We start from the raw sequence: 23,896 nt of genomic DNA, 5'->3' as shown, positions 1-23,896 counted from the left end.
GGACCGCGGGGTTCAGCCCCGGCTGCTGGGGGCCAGGCGGCCGAGGAGGTGCAGCAGGCGGTCCAGCGCGTCTCGGGAGTTGGGCTCCGTCAGGTTGACCATCAGCCGGAACGCCGCCCGCAGCAGGGCCGGGTTGCCGAGCCCGGCCGCCCCGGCCGCGCCCACCAGACGCGGGCGGCTCAGCGCGGCGGCGGTGAGCCGCCCGAGCGCGAAGTAACCGTCGTAGGCGGCGCGCAGGGCCTGCGGATAGGCGCGCAGGGCCAGGTCACGGCCGCGGTCGGTGCGCCGGGCGAGGGCCTGGACGATCGCCTCGGCGGCGAAGCGGCCGGACTCCATCGCGTAGGCGATGCCCTCACCGGTGGCCGGGCTGACCGTGCCGCCGGCGTCGCCGACCAGCAACAGGCCGTCGGCGTAGTGGGGTTGGCGGTTGAGTCCCATCGGGAGGGCGGAGCCGCGGATCGGTTCGGTGACGGCCTCGGGGTGGTAGCCGTACTCGGCGGGGAGGTCGTCGCACCAGCGGCGGAGCAGCTGCCGCCAGTCCACCTCGCGGGGCACCGCGCCGGTGTCGACGACGCCGAGGCCGATGTTGGCGGTGCCGTCGCCCATGCCGAACACCCAGGCGTAGCCGGGCAGCAGACGGCGGGCCGGGTCGGCGGGGTCGCGCAGGTCGAGCCAGGCCTCCAGGTAGCGGTCCTCGTGGCGCGGGGTGGTGAAGTAGGTGCGGTAGGCGACCCCCATCGCGCGGTCGGTACGGCGGTAGCGCCGCATCGCCAGGGAGAGCCGGGTGGAGTTGCCGTCGGCGGCGACCACCAGGGGCGCGCGGTAGGTGACGGGCCGGCGTTCCTCGCCGAGCCGGGCGGTGACGCCGGTGATCCGGCCGGTCCGCTCGTCCAGCACCGGGCCCGCCACGTTGGCCCGCTCCACCAGCCGGGCGCCGGCCGCGGCGGCCCGCCGGGCGAGCAGCTCGTCGAAGTCGGCGCGGCGGCGGACCAGCCCGAAGCCGGGGTAGGCGGCCAGCTCCGGCCAGTCGAGTTCCACCCGGCGCCCGCCCGCGACGATCCGCAGGCCGCGGTTGTGCAGCCAGCCGGCGGATTCCGAGACGTCGATGCCGAGGTCGATCAGCTGCCGGACGGCGCGGGGGGTGAGGCCGTCGCCGCAGACCTTCTCCCGGGGGAAGGCCGACTTCTCCAGCAGGAGGACGTCCAGGCCGGTGCGGGCCAGGTGGTAGGCGGCGGTGGAGCCGGCCGGACCCGCGCCGACCACGATCACATCGGCGGTGTCCACGCCGTTCCCGGACGCGTCGTCGTCGGCGGCGACCGGTTCCGCCCCCTCGACCGGTTCCGCTCCCCCGGCCTGCTCGGCACCCCCGACCGGCCCGGCAGCCCCGACCGGCTCGGCGCCGTCGGACGGGCCGGCGGGATCCGGCTGGGCGGGACGGGTGGACGACTGCTCTGCTGGGCCGGGCATGCGGCGCTCCCACGGGTGTCGGTCCTGCGGCGGACTCAGCGGATTCGGCGGACACAGACGATATGGACCGCGAACGCCCCGTCGAACCCGACACGCGGGCATCGGCCGCCCCACCCGGCCCCATCCGGCCCGATCGGACCGATCCGGCCCATCGGCCCCTCACATCCGGGTGACCGAATCGTTGCAATGGACTTGTCGGACAATCGGCTCCGCTTCCTGGCAATTCGGCCAAACCCTCCTTGCGGGGCCGGACCGACTGCGGGAGTTTGATGCGCCTTGTCCGCCGACTGCCGTCGGCCGAGGGCTCCCACCTCCCCGCGCGGTCCCCTCGGGACCGCCGATCCCCGTTGGACACAGCCATGCGCATTCGCTCCACCACGGCGCGGTCCCTCGTCGCCGTCCCCGCCGTCGCCGCCCTGCTGCTCGCCACCCCCGCCGCCGAAGCCGCCGCCGGCGGCCAGGCCGCGAAGGGCAACAACGGCACCGTCAAGATCCATGACGCCTCGACGGGCGAGGAGCCCAAGAACAACGAGCCCAAGGTCTGCGCCTTCTACCTGGACTCGTTCGGCTTCGACCCGGGTCAGGACATCGTCTGGCTGATCGCCCAGATGCACACCGACACCAAGGAGACCGCCGTCGTGTACGGCGACATCCCGGTGGACGGCAAGGGCCACGTCCGGACCGAGGACATCAACCTGCCGGACGGCCAGTACAAGCTGTACTGGGCCGCGGTGGAGATGGACCACGGCAAGCTGCCGACGGCGCCGCCGAAGCTCAACAACCCGAAGCACAAGGTGTTCAAGGTGGACTGCGGCGGCCGTACCCCCACCCCGACCGCCACGCCGACCCCGACGCCCACCAAGACGACCCCGGTCCCGCCGCCGCCCACCACCGCCCCGAGCGCCACGCCCAGCGCGCCGCCGACCACCCCGCCGACCACGCCGCCGACCACGCCGGTTCCGACGGTCCCGGTCACCCCGAGCACGGTGCCCACGGTGGCCCCGAGCGGGACGCCGTCCCAGCCGGCGTCGCCGACCCCGTCCACGCCGCCGACCACGACGCCGCCGAACCCGACGGTCCCGCCGACCGTGGCCCCGAGCGTCACCCCGAGCGAGGTCCCGTCGGTGACGCCGAGCGGCACGCCGGCCACCACCCCGGCCGCGACCCCGTCGGCCACCCCCTCGGCCACCCCCTCGGCCACCCCCTCGGCCACCCCGGGCGCCACCGGTTCGGCGAGCCCGTCGGGCACCGCCACCCCGGGCGGCCAGGCGCCGGAGCCGAGTGCGAGCGGCCCGGCCCCCAAGCCCACCGCGACCGTTCCGGTGCACGTCGCGCCGGCCAACACCGTCGTCGACCCGGCCAACCCGCTGCTCATGCCGACCCAGGTCAGCGTGCCGACCCCGATCGCCGGTGGCACCTCCTCCGGCAAGGACCTCGCGTCCACCGGGAGCAACGGCACCGGCACCCTGCTGATGGCCGGCGCGGGCACCGTCCTGCTGCTCGGCGGCGCGGGCGCCGTCGTCTACACCCGCCGTACCCGCCGCTCCTCCTGATCCGGCGACCGGACCTCCGGCACCCGGACACCCGAACGGGCCGGTGACCCTCAAGGTCACCGGCCCGTTCGCCGTCCCCGCCCCCACCCCCCGGAGGGCGCTCAGGGGGTGATCGCCAGCTCCACGTAGGCGGCCAGGATGGCCAGGTGCACCGCGCCCTGGAGCGGCGTCGCCCGGCGCGGGATGACCGTCAGCGTGCCGACCACGATGGTCAGCGTGAGCAGCACCAGGTGCGAGGAGTCCAGGCCGAGCACCAGCGGCCCGGAGAGCCAGTACGAGGCGACCGCCACGGCCGGGATGGTCAGGCCGATGCTCGCCAGCGCGGAGCCGAGCGCCAGGTTGAGGCTGGTCTGCACCCGGTTGCGCTTGGCCGCGCGCAGGGCGGCGATGGTCTCCGGCAGCAGGACGAGCAGCGCGATCACGACACCCACCACCGAGTTCGGCAGCCCGGCCGACTGCACCGCCGACTCGATGGTCGGGGACACGCCCTTGGCCAGGCCGACCACCGACACCAGCGCCACACCGAGCAGGATCAGGCTGACGACGGCGGCCCGGCGGGTCGGCGGCTCGGCGTGGTCGTCCTCCTCGACCACCTTGCCCTCCGGGGTGACCGGCAGGAAGTACTCCCGGTGCCGAACGGCCAGGGTGGCCACGAACAGCCCGTACAGCACGAGCGAGGCGGCCGCCGCGAAGGCGAGCTGGGCGGGCGAGAACTGCGGGCCGGGCGAGCTGGTGGTGAAGGTCGGCAGGACCAGGCTGAGCGTGGCGAGGGTGCCGATGCAGGCCAGCGCGGCCCCCGTCCCCTCGGCGTTGAAGACCGCCACCCGGTACTTGCTGGCCGCCACCACGATGGACAGGCCGAGGATGCCGTTGCAGGTGATCATCACCGCGGCGAACACGGTGTCCCGGGCGAGCGTCGCCGACTTGTCACCGCCGTCGATCATCAGGGTCACGATCAGCGCGACCTCGATCACCGTCACCGCGACCGCGAGCACCAGGGAACCGAACGGTTCGCCCACCTTGTGGGCGATCACCTCCGCGTGGTGCACGGCGGCGAGCACGGCACCCGCCAGGAACAGCGACACCACGCCCACCACCCAGCCGGGGAGGTCGCGGTGCCAGGTCAGGGCGAGGACGGCGAAGGCCAGCAGGGGCACGACGACGGTCCACTGCGTGACGACGGGACGGAGCTTGGTGAACATGCCGCCGAGCATCCCATCCGGAAGCACAGGTTCCGTGGCGACGCCACCGGGGAGGCCACGGATGTGGCCGACCTCATGACCCGGCCACCGTAGTCCCGCCGTACTCCGCGAGGTAGGCGAGGACCTTGCTGACGTGCGGTTTCACCCGATCGGGTACACCGCCGGCGTCGGCGACCGTCTTGTCGCTCGTCCGGTAGCCGGCCGTCACCAGGGCGGGCAGTTCGGCGGCGGGATAGCCGCGCTGCTTGAAGCGCTGGGCGAGCCAGCAGACGTAGCCGCCCATCGCGGCGATGGCGTCGTCGGGGTCCAGGTAGTCCTTGACGCCGTCGTGGTCGGCGTCCTGCGCCCAGGCGTTGAAGACCGAGGGCGTCCACATCGCCACGCCGTACTCCCCGGTCTCGGGACGGGCGGCGGCCGGGTCGAAGCCGGACTCCGCCTTGATCATCGCGGCCAGCAGCACCGGGGTGACCTCGGCCTCGGGGCAGCGGCGGGCCGCGTCGTCGATCGGCGCGCGCAGCGCGGCGGGGACGTCGGCGCCGGGCGGGATCGCACCGGGCCGGACCGGACCGCGCACCGGCGGCGGCGCCCCGGACGACCCGGACGACCCGGACCCGGACGACCCGGACGCGGTCGGCCCGGCCGGCTCCGGCGCGCCGGTGAGCGCCAGCAGGACGGCGGCCCCGGTGAGCAGCGCCGTCGCGCCCACGGCGGTGCGGCGGCGCCGCAGCCGCACCGGAGCCCCACCCGCGGGCGGCACGTCCTCGTCGAGCGCCACGGCGAGCAGCGCCGCGAGGTCGACCTCGGCGCGCCGCCGCCGGTCGGCCGTCAGGCAGGCGCCGACCAGCGGCCGCCACCGCTCCGGCAGCGCGGCGTCCAGCCGCAGCGGGGCGCTGCCGCGCGCGTACGCCAGGGCGGCGAGCGAGCGGGCGCGGGCGGTGGCGCCGAGGAACGGGTGCAGGCCACCGGTCAGCAGTTGGTGGGCGAGGACGCCGAAGGCCCACAGGTCGGCGCTCGGACGCAGGGCCACGCCGTGCGCACCGGTCCGCTGGGACCACCACTCCGGTGGCACGTGGTCGGGCGAGCCGAGCGGCGGGGCGTAGGCGTGGGTGCCGTCCAGTTCGGCGGTCAGGCCGAAGTCGGCGAGCTTGGCGGTGCCGTCGGGCATCAGCAGGACGTTGGCGGGTTTGAGGTCGCCGTGCACCCAGCCGGCGGTGTGCATGTGGCGCAGGCCGGCGGCGACCTCGGCGAGGATCCGGCCGGCGTCCGGGACGGGGGCCGACGGTCGCGTCGCGGCCAGGAGGTCCTGGAGGCTGCCCGCGGCGCGCTCCATCACCAGGGCGAGCGCGCCGTCCAGTGCGGGGTGGGCCGGGTCGGCGAGGGTGACCGCGGCGAGGGTGCGGATCAGGTGGGGGTGGTCGGCGCTCCGGCTGAACCGCAGCTCGCTGTGGGCGAGTTGGAGCATGGTGTCGCGCTGGCCGGGGCTGAGCCGGCCGGGGTGGAGGAACTTGACGGCCGCCTCGCACGGACCGCTCCCGGACGGGCCGCCAGAGCCGCCACCGCACGTCTCGCCGGAGCCGCCGCCAGGCCCGCCACCGGACCCCGGCCCCTCGCGGCGGGCCGCGTAGACGCTTCCCCAGCCGCCCACCCCGATCAGCTCGCCGACCCGGTACCCCGCGACCGGGTAGCCGGGCGGCACCGCGAACCCCGCCCCGCCGCCCGGGGGTTCGGGCCGGGCCGGCGGCGCGGCGCTCGGTGCCACCGCCGGGTCACCCGCCGCGCCGGGGCGGGAGCAGCGCCAGGTGCTCCTCCCGCACGAGGTCGAACCGCAGGGCCAGCGCCACGAGTTCCTCCCGCTTGCCGCCCGGGTCGCCCCCTTCCACCGGGTCGCGCAGCCGGAGCTTGCTGCCGACCAGGTAGTCGATGTGGTAGTTGACGGCCGAGCGGCTGAGGTCGCGGCAGGCCGGCAGGTCGCGCAGCCGCGCCACCACGTCGGTGGCGCCGGGCACGGCCGCCGCGGAGGGCGAGCGCAGCCGCGGCTCGCAGAGTGCGAGCAGGACGAGGAAGTACTTGGCGGTCGGGTCCAGGGCGAACGGGCTGACCGTGCGCTCTCCGCCCGGAGCGGCCGACTCGCAGCCCAGGTAGGCGTGTTGGGGGGCGAAGACCTTGAACGCCGCCGGTTCGCCGCGGGCGGGCAGCAGGATCCGGGAGATCTCGAACGGGACGGGCGCACCGATCCGCCCGGGCGCGACCTTGACGTGCTCGCCCGCGCCTTCGAGGTTCTCCACGACGTAGGTGGCGGTGGCGCTGAAGTTGGAGAGCCGCCAGTAGTCCTCGGCGGCGGTGATCTCGCCGGCCCGGCGCGACACGCCCGGATCGGGGATCGGGACGGCGGGCGGGCGGCCGGGCTCGCCGCGCCCGAACGCGGCCGTGTCGCCCGGCCCGAGGTGCAGCAGGGCCGGACGGCTGGGCGGAGCGCTGCGGGGCGGCCTCGACAGGCGGGCGAAGCGACGGTCGGCCGGGGCCGGCGGGCGGGCGTCGGGCAACTGCACGATGACCGTGGTCATCCGGGGTCACCTCCGGGGGTCGGCCCGATCGTAGCGGCCCGAACCATCCGGCAGCGCCGGGCCGACCCGGACGAGTGAACGAGAAGCCGCCAGGTGCGAGTTGCCACCTGGCGCACCGTCACATTCGATCACCGGCGCCCGCACCGTCACGTCGGCCGGTCGACACCTCGGTGTCATCCCGATGTCACCGGCGTGATCGCTCTCAGTAGTTGAGCGGTCACCATCAGTGTGATGCAGCACACACGGGAAACCTTAAAGATTTGTGCAAGACTCACCTCACAGAGCGAAATTCCCTTTCATTCCAAGGAGGTTGACATCATGCGCGCTCGGATTGCAGCTCTCATGGCGGCGGCGGCAGGAATCACTGTGGTCACGGTCCTTCCGGCCGCGGCCGCGACGACCGCACCCGGGGCCACGGCCGAGACGGGTACCGTCGCGTGCGCGACGGTGCTGAACCAGCCGTGCGTCTGGCACGAGACCGACGGTGCGGGCGTCGTCGGCGTCGCCCAGGTCACCGCCGACCCCAGCCAGTTGACGATCGTCAAGGTCGAGGTGCGCACCCAGCACGCCTGGGGGAGCCCGTGGGTGACCGCCGCTTCCGCGACCACCTACGCCCAGGGCTTCGCGAAGGCCGTGACGCCCCGCGTGGTCACCTCGGACCTCAAGATAGTCTGCGCCACCGCGGGCCCCGCCCAGGACGTGGCGCAGCAGGTGACCACCTGTACCAACCCGTTCTGACGCCCCGTCCGATGACAGGGCTCTGACGGGCCGGAGCCTCGCGCGCCCCGGCCCGGGCCGGCCACCGGGCCCGCACCCGGTGGCCGGCGCCGTCCCCCCAGGACGCATCCGCGCCCGCTCCCACCAGCAATCACTCAGGATGCTCACAGCCGTCGCTCAGTTCACCGGCCGTCGGCAAATGCGCCAACCACCCGTCGAAACCCGTCCACGGTGCGCAACCCGGTTCGGAGCATGGGTTTTTGCACTATCTTGGGACTTCGTGGAGCGGGGCGGGCCGCCCACCCGACAGGCGTGCGCCGAACGGCCGGGCCTGGCGGTGCAGCGTGCTCCACCCCCGCCAGCGCACCATCGCACGGGGAGGAAGGGGAGCGCGTCCATGCCCGAAGGAACCGCGCATTCGACCGGGGCCGCCGAAGGCCCGAGCAGCGCGACGGCCGCCGGGACCACCACGGCCACGACCACCGCCACGGCCACGACCACGACCACCGCCACGACCAGGACGAGCGCCACGACCGCGACCGCCGTCGTCGGCCCGACGGACGCCGCCCCGCCGCGCGCGCGGCTCGCCGGCCGGCGGGCGACCGTCGACGCCGTCCTGCGCCACTCACCGCTCCAGCCGCTCTTCCGGCTCGCCGCCACCCGCCGGCTGGCCGTGCTCGCCTACCACGGGGTGGACGATCCCCGGGTGTTCGCGCTCCAGATGGAGCGCCTGGTCCGCCACGCCCGCCCGGTCCCGCTCGCCGCCGTCGAGCAGGCGGCGCACACCGGCCGGCCGCTGCCGCACCGCAGCGTGCTGGTGACCTTCGACGACGGCGACCGCACGGTGCTCACCGAGGGACTGCCGGTGCTGGCCCGGTTCAACATTCCCGCCGCCGCCTTCGTGGTCACCGACCTCATCGGCGGCGACCAGCCGTTCTGGTGGCGCGAGGCCGCCTTCCTCGCCGCGCACGGCGGCACCGCCCGCGCCCTGGCCGACTGTCCGCCGGGCGGTGCGGTCCGCCGGATGAAGACCCTCGCCGACCCGGACCGCCGCGCCGCGCTGGCCGAACTCCGGGCGAGCGCCGCGGTCCGCGCACCTCGGCAGGAACAGCTCACCCCGGCCGACCTGCTGACGCTCACCCGCGGCGGCGTCGCGATCGGCAACCACACCGCCGGCCACCCCTGCCTCGACCGGTGCGAGGACGACACCGTGGAGGCCGAGGTGACCGGCGCGCACCGGGCACTGACCGGTTGGCTCGGCGGCGAGGCGCCCACCGCCTTCGCCTACCCCAATGGCAACCTCGACCCGCGCGCCGAGGCCCTGCTGAACCGCCTCGGCTACCGGCTCGGCTTCCTGTTCGACCACCGCCACGACCGGCTGCTGCCGCCGAACCCGCTGCGGATCAGCCGGCTGCGGGTCAACTCCACCACCGGCCGGGACCGCTTCGACACCATCCTCTCCGGGCTCCACCCGGCCGTGCACCGCCTGCGCGGCGGCACCTGACGGACCGCTCCGGCGGGGGCGCGCACCGCGCGCGCACCCCCGGCCGCTCCCCCGCCCGGACGGCCGGCGCGGGGACCGCTTGCCCGGAACCCCGCCGCCCGGGGGTGGGGATCCGGGAGAATACCGACCGGCCCGCGACCGGCCGCCGGCCGGCGGGCACACCGGGAACGGACGAGCCTGGGGGGCAGCACACATGGGAACAGCGCATCCGGGACCGACACCTCCGGGCCCGGCCGGTCCGACGGCATCCGTCGCCGCGCCCTCCGGTGCGCGCGCGGTGCCGGTCCGGTACCGGTCGGCCGCCCTGCCGACGGACGTGGTCGACGGCTGGCGCGAGCTGGTGGCGGGCCGCGCGGGCGGGACGGGCGGCTCCTGGTTCAGCACGCCCGAGTGGACGCTCGCCTGGTGGGAGACGCTGGGGGCCGCCGAGGGCGGTGCGCGCTCCGGTGCCGGCGGCGAGGGCGAGGTCGTGGTGTGGCGGGACGGGGACGGCCGGGTCGACGCCGTCGTCCCGCTGCTGCGCACCGTCCAGCGCCTCCACCCGCGCGCGCCGCTGCCCGTCCCCTGCCTGACCGTGCTGGGCTCGGGGCCGGGCGCCGCCGACCACTGCGGCTTCGCCGTCGCCCCGCACCGCCGAGCCGAGGTCGCCGACTGGCTGGCCCGGCGCGGGCGGCGGGCCACCCTGCTGCTCGCCGACCTCGACCCGGACCAGGCCGGCCTGCTGCCGCCCGGCGCGGTGGAGATCGGCCGCACCCCCTGCCCGCGGGCCGATCTGACGGCCGGACCGGACGCGCTGGGTTCGCGGCAGTTCCGCGCCAACCTGCGCCGCTACGGCCGCAAACTGGCCGCCGAGGGCATCACCTTCCGCTGGGTGCCGCCCGCCCTGGCGCTGTCCGAACTCCCGGAGCGCTTCGACCTGTTGCGCACCGCCGTCCGGCTGCACCGGCTGCGCCGGGCCGCACTCGGCCGGCCGACCACCTTCGACGAGGCCCGCGCCCCGCTGCACCTGCGGGTGATCGAGCGGGCCGCCGACACCCACCGCGGCGAGGGCCCGGCCTTCCTGGTCGCGGAGCGGGCGGGCGAGGTCGTCGGCGTGCTCTACGGCTTCCAGTGGCGCGACACCTTCGCCTACTACCAGATCGGCTGGGACGTGACCTGGGCCCCGCTGCGGCTGGGCACGGCGGTGATCGCCGAGGCGATCCGGGCGGCCTCCGGACAGGGGCTCACCACCTTCGACTTCCTGCGCGGCACCGAGCCGTACAAGTACCGCTTCGACGCGGTGGACCGCGAGGACGTCTCCTGGCTGGTGCCGCACGGCGTGCCGGGGGCACTGCTCGGGCTCAAGTACCGGGCCAAGGCCGCGCGCCGGGCCCCGGCCGGGGTGGCGGCGTCGGGGGCGACGGGGGCGACGGCGACAGGGGCGGCGGCCGAGGCGGCAACGGCCGTCCCCGCCCGGGACTGACGGCGGGGGCTCGTCAGCGGCGGGCGTCCAGCCAGGAGCCGAAGGCCTCCAGGGCGGGTGCGGGATCCCGCCGGCCGACGCCGATCCGGAACCGGTCGGCGGGCGTCGCGGTCAGCTCCGAACGGAACACGGAGGCCGGCAGCAGCAGGACGCCGGCCTCCTCGACCAGCCCCCGGCAGAACGACTCGACACCGTCCGCGCCGAGGTAGCGCGGGTAGGCGACGCAGCCGCCGTCCGGGGCGTGCCACTCGAAGAGGTCGGCGAAGCGGGCGAAGAACGCGTCGAAGAGCGGCAGGTTGGCCGCGATCAGCGCCCGGTTGCGGGCCAGGATCGGCTCCCGGGCCTTGATCGCGATCCGCGCCAGGATCTCGCTGGGGGCGGCGTTGCAGATCGTGGTGTAGTGCTTGGCGCGCTCCAGCCGGCCGCGCAACTCCCGGTCCCGGCAGACGATCCAACCGATCCGCAGCCCTGGCAGGCCGAGCGACTTGGAGGTGACGTCGAGCGAGAGAGCGCGTTCGGAGAGGTCCGCGGCCCTCGGCAGGGCGCGGGCCGGGTCGCGCTCCAGGCCGCGGTAGACCTCGTCGCTGAACAGGTGGATGCCGCGCTCGTCGCAGAGTTCGGCCAGCCGCACGAAGTCGGCGGCCTCGATCACCTTCCCGGTGGGGTTGTTGGGGAAGTTGACGGAGACGACACGGGTGTCGGGGCGCAACGCCGCGGTCAGCTCGTCGAGGTCGAGCGCCCAGTCGCGGTCGGGGTCGAGCGCGACGCCGGTGACCTCGCAGAGCGAGAGCGGCAGGGTTTCGGCGGACTGGTAGTTGGGGGTGACGACGACGGCGTGGTCGTCCGGGCCGAGCAGTACCTGCATGGCGAGGTTGAGCCCCTCCTGGGCGCCGCCGAAGCAGATCACGTCCTCGGGGCCGGCCAGGTCGTACATGTCGGCGACCGCCTCGCGCAGGGCCGGGTCGCCGAAGGTCTCGGTGTAGCCGAGGGCGAGGGTCTCCCAGGCGTGCCGGTCCTCGGTGTCCGCCAGGTCGAGCAGTTCGGACATCGCCATGGTCTGCGCGTCGGAGGCGGTGAGGTGGTGGCGGGCGGTGAACTCCCAGCGGGAGAAGTACGTCTCCAGCCGGAAGTCGGGGAGCCTGGTCATGGCGGTTCTCGTTCCTCGGTGCGATGGGTTCGTGCTTCTGCGTACGGCCTTCCGCGTACGGCGTTCTCGCGGCGGCGGGGTCAGTGCGGCGGCTGCGCGGGCCCGGGCGCGCCGCGCAGTTCGGCGAGCAGGGTGTAGACGGTGGAGCGGGAGACCTTGAGCGCCGTCGCGACGGCCGGGACGGCGCGGCGCACGGCGAGCACCCCGGCCCGGTCGAGTTCGCGGAGCACGGCGAGCCGATCCTCGCGGCCCAGCCGCTCCGGGGGCCGCCCGTGGGCGCGGACGTAGCCGCCGATCACGTCGTTCATCCGCTCGGTCCAGTCCTGTTCGAAGAGCGGTTCGGGGCGCGGGGCGGTCGGCGCGGCGAAGGCGGCGAGCAGCTCGGCCGCGTGTTCCAGCGGACCGCGGTCGAGATTGACGCACAGGACGGCGGCGGGCCGACCGTCCTCGTCGCGGAGCACGGCGCTGACCGAGGAGAGCCGCCGGCCGTCGGGGAGCAGCTTCGGGTAGGGGCCGTAGACGTCGGGGGCGGCCTGGTCGAGCCCGTCGAGTTCGCCGAGCAGCGAGGGGTCGCCCGGGCCGCGGTCGCCCATCGGGTTCCAGATGGCGAGCACCTCGTCGCGGACGGCGTCGTGCAGCACCACCTCGGCGTAGGGGCCGAGCAGCAGGGCGACGGCCCGGCAGACGGGGGCCCAGGTGCGCAGGCGCGGGTCGGGGGTCTCGGTGGTCACCTCTGGACTGTACGTCCAGACTGGATATTTCGTCCAGACGGTGACGCGGGACGGGCCCGCCCCCGGGATCGTTCACCCCGGGGACGGGCCCGTCCGACCGTGCCGGCTGCGGCTCAGTCGCAGTTGATCGCCAGCAGCGCGACCTTGCAGGTGCGGCTCGCCGTGTCGTTGGCGGCCACCGGGTCGGCCGGGGCACCGGCCGTCCGGGCGGTGGTGACGGTGAACGTCCGCCCGAGGTTGAGGAGTTGGCTCACCTGGAGGGTGAGGTGGCGGGTGGTGCTCGCGCCGGCGGCCAGCGGGGCGGTGAGCGCGCAGGTCAGGTGGCCGGCGGCGACGCCGCAGTCGGTGCTGCTCGCGGCGAGCCCGGTGGGCAGGGCCGCCCCGACGGTCGCGGCGGTCACCGCACCGGGGCCCTGGTTGGTGACGGTGAGGGTGTAGTCGACCCGGCCGCCGAGCAGGTTGGCCACCGGGCTGGCGACGAGCGAAACGGCGAGGTCGGCGGCGGGCGCCTCGTAGCCGAACCGGTCGGCCGCCGAGACGGCGCTGGTGCCGCCGGGTGTGGTGACCCGCACGTCGACCGTCCCGGCGGTGGCCGAGGCCGGGGCCGTGGCGGTGCAGGAGGTCGCGGTGCAGGAGAAGGACGCCGCGTCGCCCGCGGCGCCGAAGTTCACGGCGGTCGCGCCGGCCAGGTCGGTGCCGGTGACGGTGACGACCGTGCCGCCGGCCTGCGGGCCGCTCGCCGGGCTGACGCCGGTGACCGCCGGCACCGGCAGCGGGAAGCCGAGGACGTTCACGGTGGCGCCGTCGAAGTCGGCGAGGTAGCCGTGCCGGCTGTCGGGGGTGACCGCCAGGGTGAACGGGCTCGCGCCGACCGGGACGGTGGCGGTGACGGTGCCGCTCGCGGTGTCGAGCACGCTGAGCGTGCTGTCGGCGTAGTTGCTCGCGTAGACGGAGCGGCCGTCGGGGGCGGCGGCGACCGCGTACGGGTTGGCGCCGACCTGGACGGTGGCGGTCACCGCCCGGGTGGCGGTGTCCAGCACGCTGACGGTGGAGTCGCCGCCGTTGCCCGTCCACAGCCGGGAGCCGTCGGGGGCCAGGGCGAGGCCGAAGACGCCGTGGCCGACCGGTATCGAGGCGCTCAGGGTGGCGGTGGCGGCGTCGATCACGTCGACCCGCTGCGCGCCGGAGGCGGCGACGTACACGTGCCCGCCGTCCGGGGCGACGGCCACCCCGTGCGGCCCGGCGCCGACCGGGACGGTGGCGGCCACGGTGTTGGTCGCGGTGTCGAGCACGCTGACCGTGCCGGCGGCGGCGTTGGTGACGTAGGCGCGGGAGCCGTCGGGGGCGAGCGCCACGCCGAAGGCGCCGGCGCCGGCCGGGACGGTGGCGGTGACGGCGCCGCTCGCGGTGTCCACCACGCTGACGGTGCCGGTGAGGTGGTGGGTGAGGTAGGCGTGTCCGCCGTCGGGCGCGAGGGCGACCGCGTAGGAGCCGGTGCCGGCGGTGAAGGTGCCGGTGACCGCGCCGGTGGCGGTGGACAGCACGGTCACCGTGCCGCTGCTCTGACTGGTCACATAGGCGCGCCCGCCGTCCGGCGCGAGGGCGACGCCCGCCGGGTAGGGGGCGACGGCGACGGTCGCGGCCACGACGGGCGGCGGCGCCGCGGTGGCGCCCGCGGGGGCGGCCGTGGCGGTGGCGGGTTGGGAGAGCAGGGCGGCCGTGGCCGCGCCGGCGGCGGCCACGGCCGTCCAGAAGCGGCGCGGTGCGGGGCGTGTGGTCAACGGGATCTCCAGACTCCTCGGCGGAACGGGCGGTACGCGGTCGCCCTCGGCGACCCGGGGGGACCGCCCGGATCGCCCGAAGCGTAGAAGCCCGACTGACGAAGCGTCAGGAGATGACTGGGATTGTCACCAACCGTTCAATTCCGCTCAGTTGGTCCCTGTTCGAACCGTCGGCGCCACACCGGGCTCGGCGCTGCGACGGGCATTACTATCATATTTAAAACGATCGTTTATTCATCGATAGTTCTACCCGTACTACACTCGCCGGCAGGCAGCGGAACCGCGGCACGGCGGGCGAGAGGAGCGGCAGCGATGGCCGACGAAGGACGGGTCGAGGTCCCCACCCGCACCCTGGTCGAGGGCATGGTCCGGGCGGACGGCACCGTCGACGCCGGCGAGCTGTACGAGGTCGCCGGCGAGCTGGGCATGACCGACCAGCAGGTGCGCCTGTGCATCAAGCGGATGGCCGCCGACGGCCTGCTCGTCCAGGAGGGTCGCGGCCGGCGCGCCGTACTGCGCGAGACCGAGCACGCCCGGCGGTCCGCGGAGCCCGAGGTCGGGTTCGTCCGCCACATGTACGCCCAGGACGCCGGACTCGCCCCCTGGGACGGCCGCTGGCACCTCGTCGCCTTCGCGGTCCCCGAATCCGCCCGCACCGCACGGGACGCGCTGCGGGAGACGCTGGTCCGGCACGGCGGCGCCGCCGTCCAGGGCGGGCTCTACGTCAGCGCCAACGACTGGGCGCCGTACGTCGAGGCCGAGGCCGCCCGCCTCGGCATCGCCGACCGCGTCACCCTGCTCACCACCACCGACCTGCGGATCGCCGGCGACGAGGACCCGCTCGCCCTCGCGCGCCGGCTCTGGCCGCTCGACGACCTCGCCGAGGGCCACCGCCGGCTGGCCGCCCTCGCCGCCGACCGCCTCACCCGGCTGACCGCCACGGCCCCGGACAGCGCACCCACCTGGGTCGAGCACGTCGCGATCGCCCTCGAACTGGCCGCCGAGTTCACCCGCGCCACCACCCCCGACCCGCTGCTCCCGCCCGAACTCCTCCCCCGGCCCTGGCCCGGCACCGAGGCACGCGCCCTCACCGCCGACTGCTGGCGCCTGCTGCGCCGCGCGGGGCAGGGCGCTCCCGACCCCGGGCCCCGGTTCTTCCAGCGCTACGACGCGGTCATGGCCGAGATCACCGGCGAGGCGCGGACGGCCTGACGGAACAACCGGCGGCGGACCGGCGGCGGGCGCGGAACGCCCGACGGCGGCTGCCGGGTGCGCGGCAGCGCCGTCGGGCGGGCGGTGGCCGGAACGTCCCGGCCGGGCCGACTCAGCGCTTGACGGCCACACCGCCGTACATCGCGATGTTCTGGTCCCGGACCGGTGCGGCGCCCGGCTCCGGGTGCCAGTGGTGGACCAGCGTGACGCCCGGCTCCAGCAGCTCGTAGCCCTCGAAGAAGGCGAGCGTCTCGGCCCGGTCGCGGATCTGCAGCGGGATGCCCCGGGTGTTGTACTCGCGGCCCACCCCGCCGACGCCGACCGGGTCGGTGTCGCCCGTGAAGACGCTCAACGCCAGGAAGCTGCCCGGCGCCAGACGGTCCATCAGACGGCGCACGATGCCCTGCGGATCGTCCTCGTCCAGCACGAAGTGCACGATCGCGATCAGCGAGAGCGCCACCGGCTGCGTGAGGTCGAGCACCTCGCGCAGCCGCGGCGAGTCCAGGATCGCGTCGACGTCCCGCAGATCGGCGTCCAGGTAGGCGGTGCGGCCCTCGGGGCGGCTGGACATCAGGGCCCGGGCGTGGGTCAGCACGATCGGGTCGTTGTCGACGTACACCACCCGCGACTCCGGCGCCACCGCCTGGGCGATCTCGTGCACGTTCGGCGAGGTCGGAATGCCCGCGCCGATGTCCAGGAACTGGCGCACGCCGTGCTGTTCGGCGAGCCGGCGGACCACCCGTTCCATGAAGCTGCGGGTGCTGCGCATCGAGGTCGGCAGGGCCGGCCAGGCCTTCACGGAGGCGTGCGCGGCGGCCCGGTCCGGCTCGAAGTTGGTCTTGCCGCCGATGAGATAGTCGTACACCCGTGCCGAGTGCGGCACGTCCATCCGCAGATCGACCCCCGTCCAGCCGTCCTCGCCGGGCCCTCCCGGCCGCTCTCCCGACACCCAGTCAGCGCGCGACATGTGCCGCCCCTCCCGATCTCCCCGTTGACGTTCCACTCGTGCCACATCGGCGTTTCGCCCGCGTCAACTCCGCTGGCGGAACGCCTTCGTGCGCATGGTAACCGTAACCCGGGAAGCGGCGGCCGGTCGGGGCCTCAGCTCTGCCCGAACAGCGCCGCGAAGGCTGCCTCCAGACCGCTCACCGCCGCGGCGAGCACCGCGACCGCGCGCAGCGCGTCGGCCACCGTGCGGACCCGCCGGCGCAGCGGGCCCTCGCGGGGCTCGTCGAGGGCCGCCTCGTCGAGGATGCCGGCGAGCGCGGCGTCGGCGTCCTCGGCGTCCTCCTCGGACACCGCGCCCGGCTGTTCGGCGCGCAGCCGGGCGAGCGCGGACCGCAGCGCCTCGGCCGCCGTCCGCAGTCCCTCGGGGCCGGCCGGAACCGCCGGTCCGGCGGCGCCGCCGCCGATCGACACGGTGGCGCCCCGGCCGCCGGCCACGGGGCCGTGCACGGTGGAGCCGACCACCTGGACGCCGCCGTCGTTCCAGTTGCCGCCGGCCGGCGGTCCGGCCTGGCCGGGGGGCTGATCGCCCATCACTTCCCCTTCCCGTTGCTCATGTCGACCTTCGCGCCGGCGCCGCCCGCGACCGGGCCGTGCACGGTGGAGTTGACCACCTGGACGCCGCCGTTGTTGACGTTGGTGATGCCCTGGGCCTGCTCCTCGAACGCCGCGCTGTCGTAGCCGCGTGCCCGCAGTTCGTCGCCGACCGCGCTGAACACCCGCTGGGTGACGGTGTTCAGGAAGCGCTGCACGTCGTGCGACTGGAAGATGTTCTGGTACTCGCCGCCGGCGCCGAGCTCGCGCACGCTCAGCCGGGGCGCGTAGTCGACCGCGTAGCCGGCGCGGGTGAGGTAGCGGTAGCGGCGCCGCAGCCGGGCGGCCCGGCCGCGCGAGGCCCGGACCTCCCCCAGCTGGCCGAGGGCGATCCCGATGTCGCCGCCGAGCCGCCGGGCGGCCCAGCCGAGCGCGTTCGCGGCGTGGGCCGCTCCGGAGCGCCGCCCGAGCAGGTCGACCACGTGGTACGCCTGCGCGACCGGCTCCAGCACATAGGGCAGCCACTCCAGGTAGAGCAGTCCGCCGCGGGTGCTGGCACGGACCAGCACGGTGATCACCACCTCCTCCTGCCAGGAGCCGACCCGGATCGCCAGGTAGTGGCGCAGCCGTTCGTGGCCGGTGCGGCTGAGCAGGTCCGCCCAGGCGGGTTCGAGCAGCACGGCGTCGCCGGCGTGGCCGGACATCGCGCCGAGCCAGCCCGCCGGGTCGTCGCCGCGCAGACTGGGCCGGAACACCCGGTCGGTGACGGAGAGTCCGCGCAGCGGGTCCTCGGGATAACGCGGGTCCTCGGCCAGTGCGCGCACCCGCTGGGCGATCGTGCGGTAGAGCACGGTGGCGTCGATCGGCTCGGGCGCCCGCCCCCGGGCGGCGCATTCGGCGGAGGGGCGCAGCTCGAAGGTCATCCGCCAGGTGCGCCCGGCCCGGCCGAGGCCGACCAGCGGGGCCTGCCGGCGGTAGAGCAGTTCGGGTCCGCTCTGCTGTTCGCGCAGCCGTTCGTACAGCAGGGCGGCCCGGGCGCCGTTCGGCTGCGGGGGCGGGACGGCGGCGGCGCCGGGGTCGGCGAACGCGGCCAGGCGGCGCCTGATCCGGTAGCGCAGGACGGCGGCGGTCAGCCAGAGCAGCAGCAGTTCGACGAACGCGTACCCGGCGCCGCCGAGCAGGTCCGGGTCGACGTCGTCCAGCCGGTCCCGCAGGCCGAGGCCCAGGGCGACCGCCGTCAGGACCGCGAGGACGAGGAGCCGGCCGATCCAGGTGGTGAGGGTGGCGCCGGGGCCGGTGCGGCGCGGGGCGCGCGGGGCGATCACCAGCCGCTCCACCTCCAGGCCGAGCCGGTGGTCCATCCGGTGCGTGCCGAGGCCGCCGACCAGGCCCAGCAGCAGGACCAGCAGCAGGGCCGCGGTGCCGGCCGCGACGCCGAACAGCGGGAAGCCGAGGACGAGGAGGAGCAGGCAGACGGCACCGGTCCAGGCCTCCCAGCGGCGGGCGGTGAGGGCCTCGTGCAGTACCCGGACCAGATCGGTGCCGGGCGAGGGGGCGGGGATGCGGAAGGACTGTTCGACCAGTTCCTCGATCAGCTCCGCGCGGAAGCGCCGGTCCAGCCAGGCGGCGGCGCACAGGTAGCGGGTGGCGTCGCCGGGGACGGGGCCGGCCTGGTGGAGCAGGTTCTCGGGCGTCGCCGGCACGGCGGGCGGGGCGGTCGCGGGCGCGGCGGGCGCAGCGGTCACAGCGGGCGCGGCGGCGGGCACGGTGGGCGGAGGACCCGGCCGGACCGCCGCGTCCTGCGGCAGGGGCCGGACCGGACCGAGCGGGATCGACGCGGACGGCGGGTACCCCGGTGGCGGGGCGGACGGACGCGGCGGTGGAGTCGGCGGTGGTCCCTGTGGCGGAGGTGGCGGTGGGGTGCCACTGTCCATGATGTCCCCATTCCCCAGGCCTTGTTCCGGCGAACGAGCTTGGCCAGTAAAGCAGTTGACCTTCCGGGCGGACAGCCCCCGGACCGCGACCGCGGGTAACGGTTCGGCTCCGCCGAGTGGTGCGTGCAAGAAATTGGAGTTCTGGATTCGCATTCGATAGCTTTTCGAACGTGAGGCTGACCAAGAGCACCGACATCGCCCTCCGCATCGCCATGCGGCTGGCCGTCCTCGACGAGGAGGCCAACCCGACCACCCGCGAGGTGGCCGAGGCGGTCGGCGTGCCGTACACCCACGCCGCCAAGGTGGTCAGCCGGCTGCAGCACCTGGGCGTGGTGACGGCGCGGCGCGGTCGTGGCGGGGGCCTGGCCCTCACCACCGCCGGTCGCACCGGTTCGCTCGGACTGCTGCTGCGCGAACTGGAAGGGGTGGGTGACGTGGTCGGATGCGAGGACGATCCACCGTGCCCGCTGCGGTCGTCCTGCCGGCTGCGCGGGGCACTGCGCACCGCGCAGGCGGCGTTCTACGCCACCCTCGACCCGCTCTCGATCGGCGATCTGGTGTCCGCGCCGACCGGGCCCGTCCTGCTCGGCCTCACCCTGAGACCGGGTCTCGCCCCGAGACCCGAACCCGTCGTCGGCCCCACCGGCTGACGCGTTCCGGCACACCCCGACGCACCACCCGCGGGACCGCGCCATGCGCGATACCGCACCACCCCACCGCACGGCCCCACCGTCGCACCACGTCACCTCCCCACGCCGGTCCGCGCTTCCGCACGGCCGAAAATACGATTCTCAGATTCCAGTTTGGAGTGCATTCGATGCTGTCCGCCAAGTCCGCCGAGGTCGTCGAAGCCACCCTGCCCGTCGTGGGCGGTGCGATCGGCGACATCACGCCGCTCTTCTACGAGAAGATGTTCGCCGCCCACCCGGAGCTGCTGCGCGACCTGTTCAACCGCGGCAACCAGGCCAACGGCAGCCAGCGGCAGGCGCTCGCGGGCTCGATAGCCGCCTTCGCGACCGCGCTGATCGCCGCGCCGGACAGCCGTCCGGACGCGCTGCTCGCCCGCATCGCCCACAAGCACGTCTCGGTCGGCATCACCAACGACCAGTACCGGATCGTCCACGAGCACCTGTTCGCCGCCATCGTCGAGGTGCTCGGCGAGGCCGTCACCCCCGAGGTCGCGGCCGCCTGGGACGAGGTCTACTGGCTGATGGCCAACGCCCTCATCGCCATCGAGGACCGGCTGCGCGAGGAGTCCGCCGCCGCCCAGGGCCTCGACCCGGCCGACCTGTGGCGCCCCTACACCGTGGTGGCCCGCCACCAGGAGACCGAGGACGTCACCACCTACCTGGTCCGCCCGGCCGACGGCAAGCCGCTGCCGCCGGCCGCGCCCGGCCAGTACGTCTCGGTGCGCGCCGAACTCCCGGACGGCGCCCACCAGATCCGCCAGTACAGCCTCTCCGGCGCCCCGGACGGCGTGCTCCAGTTCAGCGTGAAGCGCGCCACCGCCGAGGCCGCGGGCGGCCCCGACGGCGAGGTCTCCAACCACCTGCACGCGACCCTGCGCGCCGGCGACGTCCTCGACATCGCCCCGCCGTTCGGCGACGTCGCGCTCGCCGACGGCGACGGCCCGGTGCTGCTCGCCTCGGCCGGCATCGGCAACACCCCGATGACCGCGATGCTGGCCAAGCTCGCCGCCACCGGCTCGACCCGCCGGGTCGTCACCGTGCACGGCGACCGCGACCAGCTGTCGCACGCCTTCCGCGCCGACCTCGCCCAGCTGACCGCCAAGCTGCCGAACGCCGCCGCCCACGTCTTCTACGAGCAGCCGCTCGGCGACTGGCCGGCCGACCGCACCGGCCTGGTGGACCTGGCCACGGTCGAGGTCCCGGCGGGCACCACCGCCTACCTCTGCGGCCCGCTGCCCTTCCTGCGCGCCGTCCGCGGCCAGCTCCTCACCGCCGGCGTCCCGGCCGCGGACATCCACTACGAGGTGTTCGGCCCGGACCTCTGGCTCGGCCAGGACGCCTGACCCCCGGTGGGCCCGCCGCCCCCGAGGCGGGCCCACCGGCCCCGCGCCGCCCCGGCCCCCGTCCGGGGCGGCGCGCCCGGCGTGGTGCCCCGCCGCCCCGGCCGACGGCTCGGTACGATCACCGGCAGGTCGGCCCGGACCGGCACCGGCAGAGCCCCACCAGCACGGGAGGACCGTTGCGCGTCGCGTTGTTCGCCACCTGCGTCAACGACGCGCTGCTGCCCTCCACCGCGATCGCCACCGTCCGGCTGCTGGAACGCCTCGGCGTCGAGGTCGACTTCCCGCCCGCGCAGAGCTGCTGCGGCCAGCCGCAGTACAACAGCGGCTACGTCAAGGCCTGCGAACCGCTGGTCCGCCGCACCGTGCGGGCCTTCGCCGGGTACGACCACGTGGTGGCGCCCTCCGGCTCCTGCGTGGCCATGGTGCGCGACGCCCACCCGCGGATCGCCGCCCGGGCCGGCGGCGCACTCGCCGCGGACGTCGCCGGGCTGACGCCCCGGGTGCACGAGCTGACCGAGTTCCTCACCGACGTGCTGGGCGTCGAGGACGTCGGCGCGTGGTTCCCGCACACCGTGACCTACCACCCCTCCTGCCACGGCCTGCGGCTGCTCGGCCTCGGTGACCGCCCGCTGCGGCTGCTGCGCGCCGTCCGGGACCTGGAGCTGGTCGAGCTGCCCGGCGCCGAGGAGTGCTGCGGCTTCGGCGGCACCTTCGCCGTGAAGAACCCGGCGGTCTCGGCCGCGATGGCCGCCGACAAGACCGCCAACGCCCTGGCCACCGGCGCCGAAGTGCTGTGCGGCGGCGACAACTCCTGTCTGCTGCACCTCGGCGGCACACTGGCCCGGCAGGGCGCGCGGCTGCGCCCGCTGCACCTCGCCGAGATCCTCGCCAGCACCGAGGCCGACCCCTGGCGGGCGGCGCCGTGAGCGGAACCTTCCTCGGCATGCCCGGCTTCCCGCCGGGCGTCTCCCCGCAGGTCACCTTCCCGCAGGCGGCCGAGCGGGCCGTGCGGGACGAACGGCTGCGCGGCAACCTGCGGCACGCCACCCGGACCATCCGGGAGAAGCGGGCCCGCGCCGTCGCCGAACTCGCCGACTGGGCCGAGCTGCGGGCCGCCGCCAAGGCCGTCAAGGACCGCACCCTGCGCGAACTCGACCGGCACCTGGTCCGGCTGGAGGAGAAGGTGACCGCCGCCGGCGGCACCGTGCACTGGGCCGCCGACGCCGCCGAGGCCAACCGGATCGTCACCGCCCTGGTCCGGGCGGCCGGCGCGCGGGAGGTGGTCAAGGTCAAGTCCATGGCCACCCAGGAGATCGGGCTCAACGAGGCGCTGGCCGAGGCCGGCATCCGCGCCTACGAGACCGATCTCGCCGAGCTGATCGTCCAGTTGGGCGACGACCGGCCCTCGCACCTGCTCGTCCCGGCGATCCACCGCAACCGCGGCGAGATCCGGGAGGTGTTCGCCCGGCGGATGGCCGACTGGGGCCGGCCGGCCCCCGACGGGCTCACCGACGCGCCCGCCGAACTCGCCGAGGCCGCCCGGCTGCACCTGCGGGAGAAGTTCCTGCGGGCCGAGGTCGCCGTCTCCGGCGCCAACTTCATGATCGCCGAGACCGGCACCCTGGTGGTCGTCGAGTCGGAGGGCAACGGGCGGATGTGCCTGACCCTTCCGCGCACCCTGATCTCGGTGGTCGGCATCGAGAAGGTCCTGCCCACCTGGCAGGACCTGGAGATCTTCCTGCAACTGCTGCCCCGCTCCAGCACCGCCGAGCGGATGAACCCCTACACCTCGCTCTGGACCGGCACCCACGCCGACGGCCCGGACGGCGACGGGCCCGAGGACTTCCACCTCGTCCTGCTCGACAACGGGCGCACCGACGCGCTCGCCGACGAGGTCGGCCGCCAGACGCTGCGCTGCATCCGCTGCTCGGCCTGCCTCAACGTCTGCCCGGTCTACGAGCGGGCCGGCGGACACGCCTACGGCTCGGTCTACCCGGGGCCGATCGGCGCCGTCCTCACCCCCCAACTGCGCGGCACCCGGGATCCGTTGGACGCCTCGCTGCCGTTCGCCTCGTCGCTCTGCGGGGCCTGCTACGAGGTCTGCCCGGTGGCCATCGACATCCCCGAGGTCCTGGTCCACCTGCGCGAACGGGTCGCCGGGCAGCGCGGCCACCGGCTGGAGCGCGCCGCCATGGCCGCCGCCACCTACGTGCTCGACCGCCCCGCCCTGCTGCGGGCCGCCGAACGGGCCGCCGCCCGCACCCGCCGGCTCCACCCGCGCCGGCTACCCGGCCCCGGCCGGGCCTGGACCGACACCCGGGAGCTGCCGGCCGTCCCGCCCGAACCGTTCCGCGACTGGTGGCGGAGGAACCGGACATGAGCACCCCTCAGCCACCGGACGCCGGCTCGCGCGCCCTGGTGCTCGCCCGGATCCGCGCCGCGGTGCGCGCCGGTACGCCGGAGCAGGCGCCCGTGCCCCGCGACTACCTGCGCAGCCACGTCCCCGCCGACGACCCCGACGCGCTGCTCGACCTGCTGCAGCACCACCTCGCCGACTACCGCGCCCTGGTCCACCGCTGCACCCCGGACCGGCTGCCGCTGCTGCTCGCCGCCCTCTTCGAGGCGCGCGGCACCCGCACCGTGGCCGTCCCGCCCGGCCTGCCGCCCGCCTGGCTCGCCGTCACCCGCGCCCGCCCGCTCCCGGACGACGGCCCGGACGGCCCGCTGACCGCCGCCCGGCTGGACACGGTCGACAGCGTGCTCACCGGCTGCGCCCTGGCGATCGCCGAGACCGGCACCCTGGTGCTGGACGCCGGCCCGGCCCAGGGACGCCGACTGCTCACGCTCGTCCCCGACCACCACGTCTGCGTGGTCCTGGCCCCCGAGCAGGTGGTCGCCTCCGTCCCGCTGGCCCTCCCCCGCCTCGACCCCACCCGCCCGCAGACCTGGATCTCCGGCCCCTCGGCCACCAGCGACATCGAACTCAGCCGCGTCGAGGGCGTGCACGGCCCCCGCACCCTGGAGGTCGTCCTGGTGACGGACGGCGGCTGA

20 protein-coding genes are annotated in these 23,896 nt (G+C 75.4%); 10 read left to right on the top strand and 10 right to left on the bottom strand.

Annotated features, from left to right (window positions below; genetic code table 11):
• Positions 1 to 12 precede the first annotated feature (12 nt).
• Positions 13 to 1,467, bottom strand: a complete 1,455-nt coding sequence (locus ACFVUH_RS24840; protein WP_387915403.1) for a geranylgeranyl reductase family protein — start codon at positions 1,465 to 1,467, stop codon at positions 13 to 15.
• Positions 1,468 to 1,826: 359 nt separating this feature from the next.
• Here ACFVUH_RS24840 and ACFVUH_RS24835 point away from each other — a divergent pair, with 359 nt between their 5' ends.
• Entirely contained in the window at positions 1,827 to 3,020 is a 1,194-nt protein-coding gene (locus ACFVUH_RS24835; protein WP_387915402.1) for an LPXTG cell wall anchor domain-containing protein, read from the top strand.
• 101 nt (positions 3,021 to 3,121) lie between these two features.
• On the opposite strand, the gene ACFVUH_RS24830 is transcribed toward ACFVUH_RS24835, so the two are convergent.
• From ACFVUH_RS24830 to ACFVUH_RS24820, 3 genes are all read right to left on the bottom strand, one after another.
• Positions 3,122 to 4,222, bottom strand: a complete 1,101-nt coding sequence (locus tag ACFVUH_RS24830; RefSeq protein WP_387915401.1) for a calcium:proton antiporter — start codon at positions 4,220 to 4,222, stop codon at positions 3,122 to 3,124.
• A gap of 73 nt (positions 4,223 to 4,295) precedes the next feature.
• Positions 4,296 to 5,981 (bottom strand): serine/threonine-protein kinase, encoded by a 1,686-nt coding sequence (locus ACFVUH_RS24825; protein ID WP_387915400.1) that lies wholly within the window; start codon positions 5,979 to 5,981, stop codon positions 4,296 to 4,298.
• Between the two features lie 7 nt (positions 5,982 to 5,988).
• Positions 5,989 to 6,786, bottom strand: a complete 798-nt coding sequence (locus tag ACFVUH_RS24820; RefSeq protein WP_387915399.1) for a serine/threonine protein kinase — start codon at positions 6,784 to 6,786, stop codon at positions 5,989 to 5,991.
• A gap of 447 nt (positions 6,787 to 7,233) precedes the next feature.
• On the opposite strand from ACFVUH_RS24820, the gene ACFVUH_RS24815 reads away from it, so the two are divergent.
• The 3 genes from ACFVUH_RS24815 to ACFVUH_RS24805 all read left to right on the top strand — a co-directional run bounded on the left by ACFVUH_RS24815 (position 7,234) and on the right by ACFVUH_RS24805 (position 10,469).
• Positions 7,234 to 7,524: a hypothetical protein gene (locus ACFVUH_RS24815; RefSeq protein WP_387915398.1), complete on the top strand. Its 291-nt coding sequence runs from the start codon at positions 7,234 to 7,236 to the stop codon at positions 7,522 to 7,524.
• Positions 7,525 to 7,900: 376 nt separating this feature from the next.
• Positions 7,901 to 9,007 carry a polysaccharide deacetylase family protein gene (locus ACFVUH_RS24810; protein WP_387915397.1) on the top strand — a complete coding sequence of 369 codons (1,107 nt, stop codon included), beginning with the start codon at positions 7,901 to 7,903 and terminating at the stop codon, positions 9,005 to 9,007.
• 277 nt (positions 9,008 to 9,284) lie between these two features.
• Entirely contained in the window at positions 9,285 to 10,469 is a 1,185-nt protein-coding gene (locus ACFVUH_RS24805) for a GNAT family N-acetyltransferase (RefSeq protein ID WP_387915396.1), read from the top strand.
• A 13-nt stretch (positions 10,470 to 10,482) separates the two neighbouring features.
• Here ACFVUH_RS24805 and ACFVUH_RS24800 read toward each other — a convergent pair whose 3' ends face one another.
• The 3 genes from ACFVUH_RS24800 to ACFVUH_RS24790 all read right to left on the bottom strand — a co-directional run bounded on the left by ACFVUH_RS24800 (position 10,483) and on the right by ACFVUH_RS24790 (position 14,128).
• Positions 10,483 to 11,616 carry an aminotransferase class I/II-fold pyridoxal phosphate-dependent enzyme gene (locus tag ACFVUH_RS24800; protein ID WP_387915395.1) on the bottom strand — a complete coding sequence of 378 codons (1,134 nt, stop codon included), beginning with the start codon at positions 11,614 to 11,616 and terminating at the stop codon, positions 10,483 to 10,485.
• 80 nt (positions 11,617 to 11,696) lie between these two features.
• Positions 11,697 to 12,347, bottom strand: coding sequence for a transcriptional regulator (locus tag ACFVUH_RS24795; RefSeq protein WP_387915394.1), 651 nt, complete (start codon positions 12,345 to 12,347; stop codon positions 11,697 to 11,699).
• 113 nt (positions 12,348 to 12,460) lie between these two features.
• Positions 12,461 to 14,128, bottom strand: coding sequence for a cytochrome D1 domain-containing protein (locus ACFVUH_RS24790; RefSeq protein WP_387915393.1), 1,668 nt, complete (start codon positions 14,126 to 14,128; stop codon positions 12,461 to 12,463).
• A gap of 312 nt (positions 14,129 to 14,440) precedes the next feature.
• Between ACFVUH_RS24790 and ACFVUH_RS24785 the strand changes: the two genes are divergently transcribed.
• A complete protein-coding gene (locus ACFVUH_RS24785; RefSeq protein WP_387915392.1) occupies positions 14,441 to 15,340 on the top strand; it encodes a PaaX family transcriptional regulator C-terminal domain-containing protein in 900 nt (299 codons plus the stop codon).
• A gap of 112 nt (positions 15,341 to 15,452) precedes the next feature.
• Here ACFVUH_RS24785 and ACFVUH_RS24780 read toward each other — a convergent pair whose 3' ends face one another.
• The 3 genes from ACFVUH_RS24780 to ACFVUH_RS24770 form a co-directional block, all read right to left on the bottom strand.
• The gene (locus tag ACFVUH_RS24780; protein WP_355367787.1) at positions 15,453 to 16,229 is read right to left on the bottom strand and encodes an SAM-dependent methyltransferase; all 777 of its coding nucleotides are present in this window, start codon (positions 16,227 to 16,229) and stop codon (positions 15,453 to 15,455) included.
• A gap of 212 nt (positions 16,230 to 16,441) precedes the next feature.
• Positions 16,442 to 16,879, bottom strand: a complete 438-nt coding sequence (locus ACFVUH_RS24775) for a hypothetical protein (protein WP_387915391.1) — start codon at positions 16,877 to 16,879, stop codon at positions 16,442 to 16,444.
• On the bottom strand, positions 16,879 to 18,624 hold the full coding sequence (locus ACFVUH_RS24770; protein ID WP_387915390.1) for a hypothetical protein: 1,746 nt from the start codon (positions 18,622 to 18,624) through the stop codon (positions 16,879 to 16,881). Before ACFVUH_RS24770 ends, ACFVUH_RS24775 begins: the two co-directional genes overlap by 1 nt.
• A 359-nt stretch (positions 18,625 to 18,983) precedes the next feature.
• On the opposite strand from ACFVUH_RS24770, the gene ACFVUH_RS24765 reads away from it, so the two are divergent.
• The 5 genes from ACFVUH_RS24765 (at position 18,984) to ACFVUH_RS24745 (ending at position 23,896) form a co-directional block, all read left to right on the top strand.
• Positions 18,984 to 19,463, top strand: coding sequence for an RrF2 family transcriptional regulator (locus ACFVUH_RS24765; protein WP_387915389.1), 480 nt, complete (start codon positions 18,984 to 18,986; stop codon positions 19,461 to 19,463).
• Positions 19,464 to 19,630: 167 nt separating this feature from the next.
• Positions 19,631 to 20,845 carry a globin domain-containing protein gene (locus ACFVUH_RS24760; RefSeq protein WP_387915388.1) on the top strand — a complete coding sequence of 405 codons (1,215 nt, stop codon included), beginning with the start codon at positions 19,631 to 19,633 and terminating at the stop codon, positions 20,843 to 20,845.
• Positions 20,846 to 21,021: 176 nt separating this feature from the next.
• A complete protein-coding gene (locus ACFVUH_RS24755; protein WP_355376078.1) occupies positions 21,022 to 21,771 on the top strand; it encodes a (Fe-S)-binding protein in 750 nt (249 codons plus the stop codon).
• The gene (locus ACFVUH_RS24750; protein WP_387915387.1) at positions 21,768 to 23,225 is read left to right on the top strand and encodes a lactate utilization protein B; all 1,458 of its coding nucleotides are present in this window, start codon (positions 21,768 to 21,770) and stop codon (positions 23,223 to 23,225) included. Before ACFVUH_RS24755 ends, ACFVUH_RS24750 begins: the two co-directional genes overlap by 4 nt.
• Entirely contained in the window at positions 23,222 to 23,896 is a 675-nt protein-coding gene (locus ACFVUH_RS24745) for a lactate utilization protein C (RefSeq protein WP_387915386.1), read from the top strand. The genes ACFVUH_RS24750 and ACFVUH_RS24745 overlap by 4 nt, the downstream gene beginning before the upstream one ends.

Source organism: Kitasatospora sp. NPDC058032 (assembly GCF_042885845.1).
Taxonomy (GTDB): Bacteria; Actinomycetota; Actinomycetes; order Streptomycetales; family Streptomycetaceae; genus Kitasatospora.
This window is presented reverse-complemented; position numbering and strand designations above follow the sequence as displayed.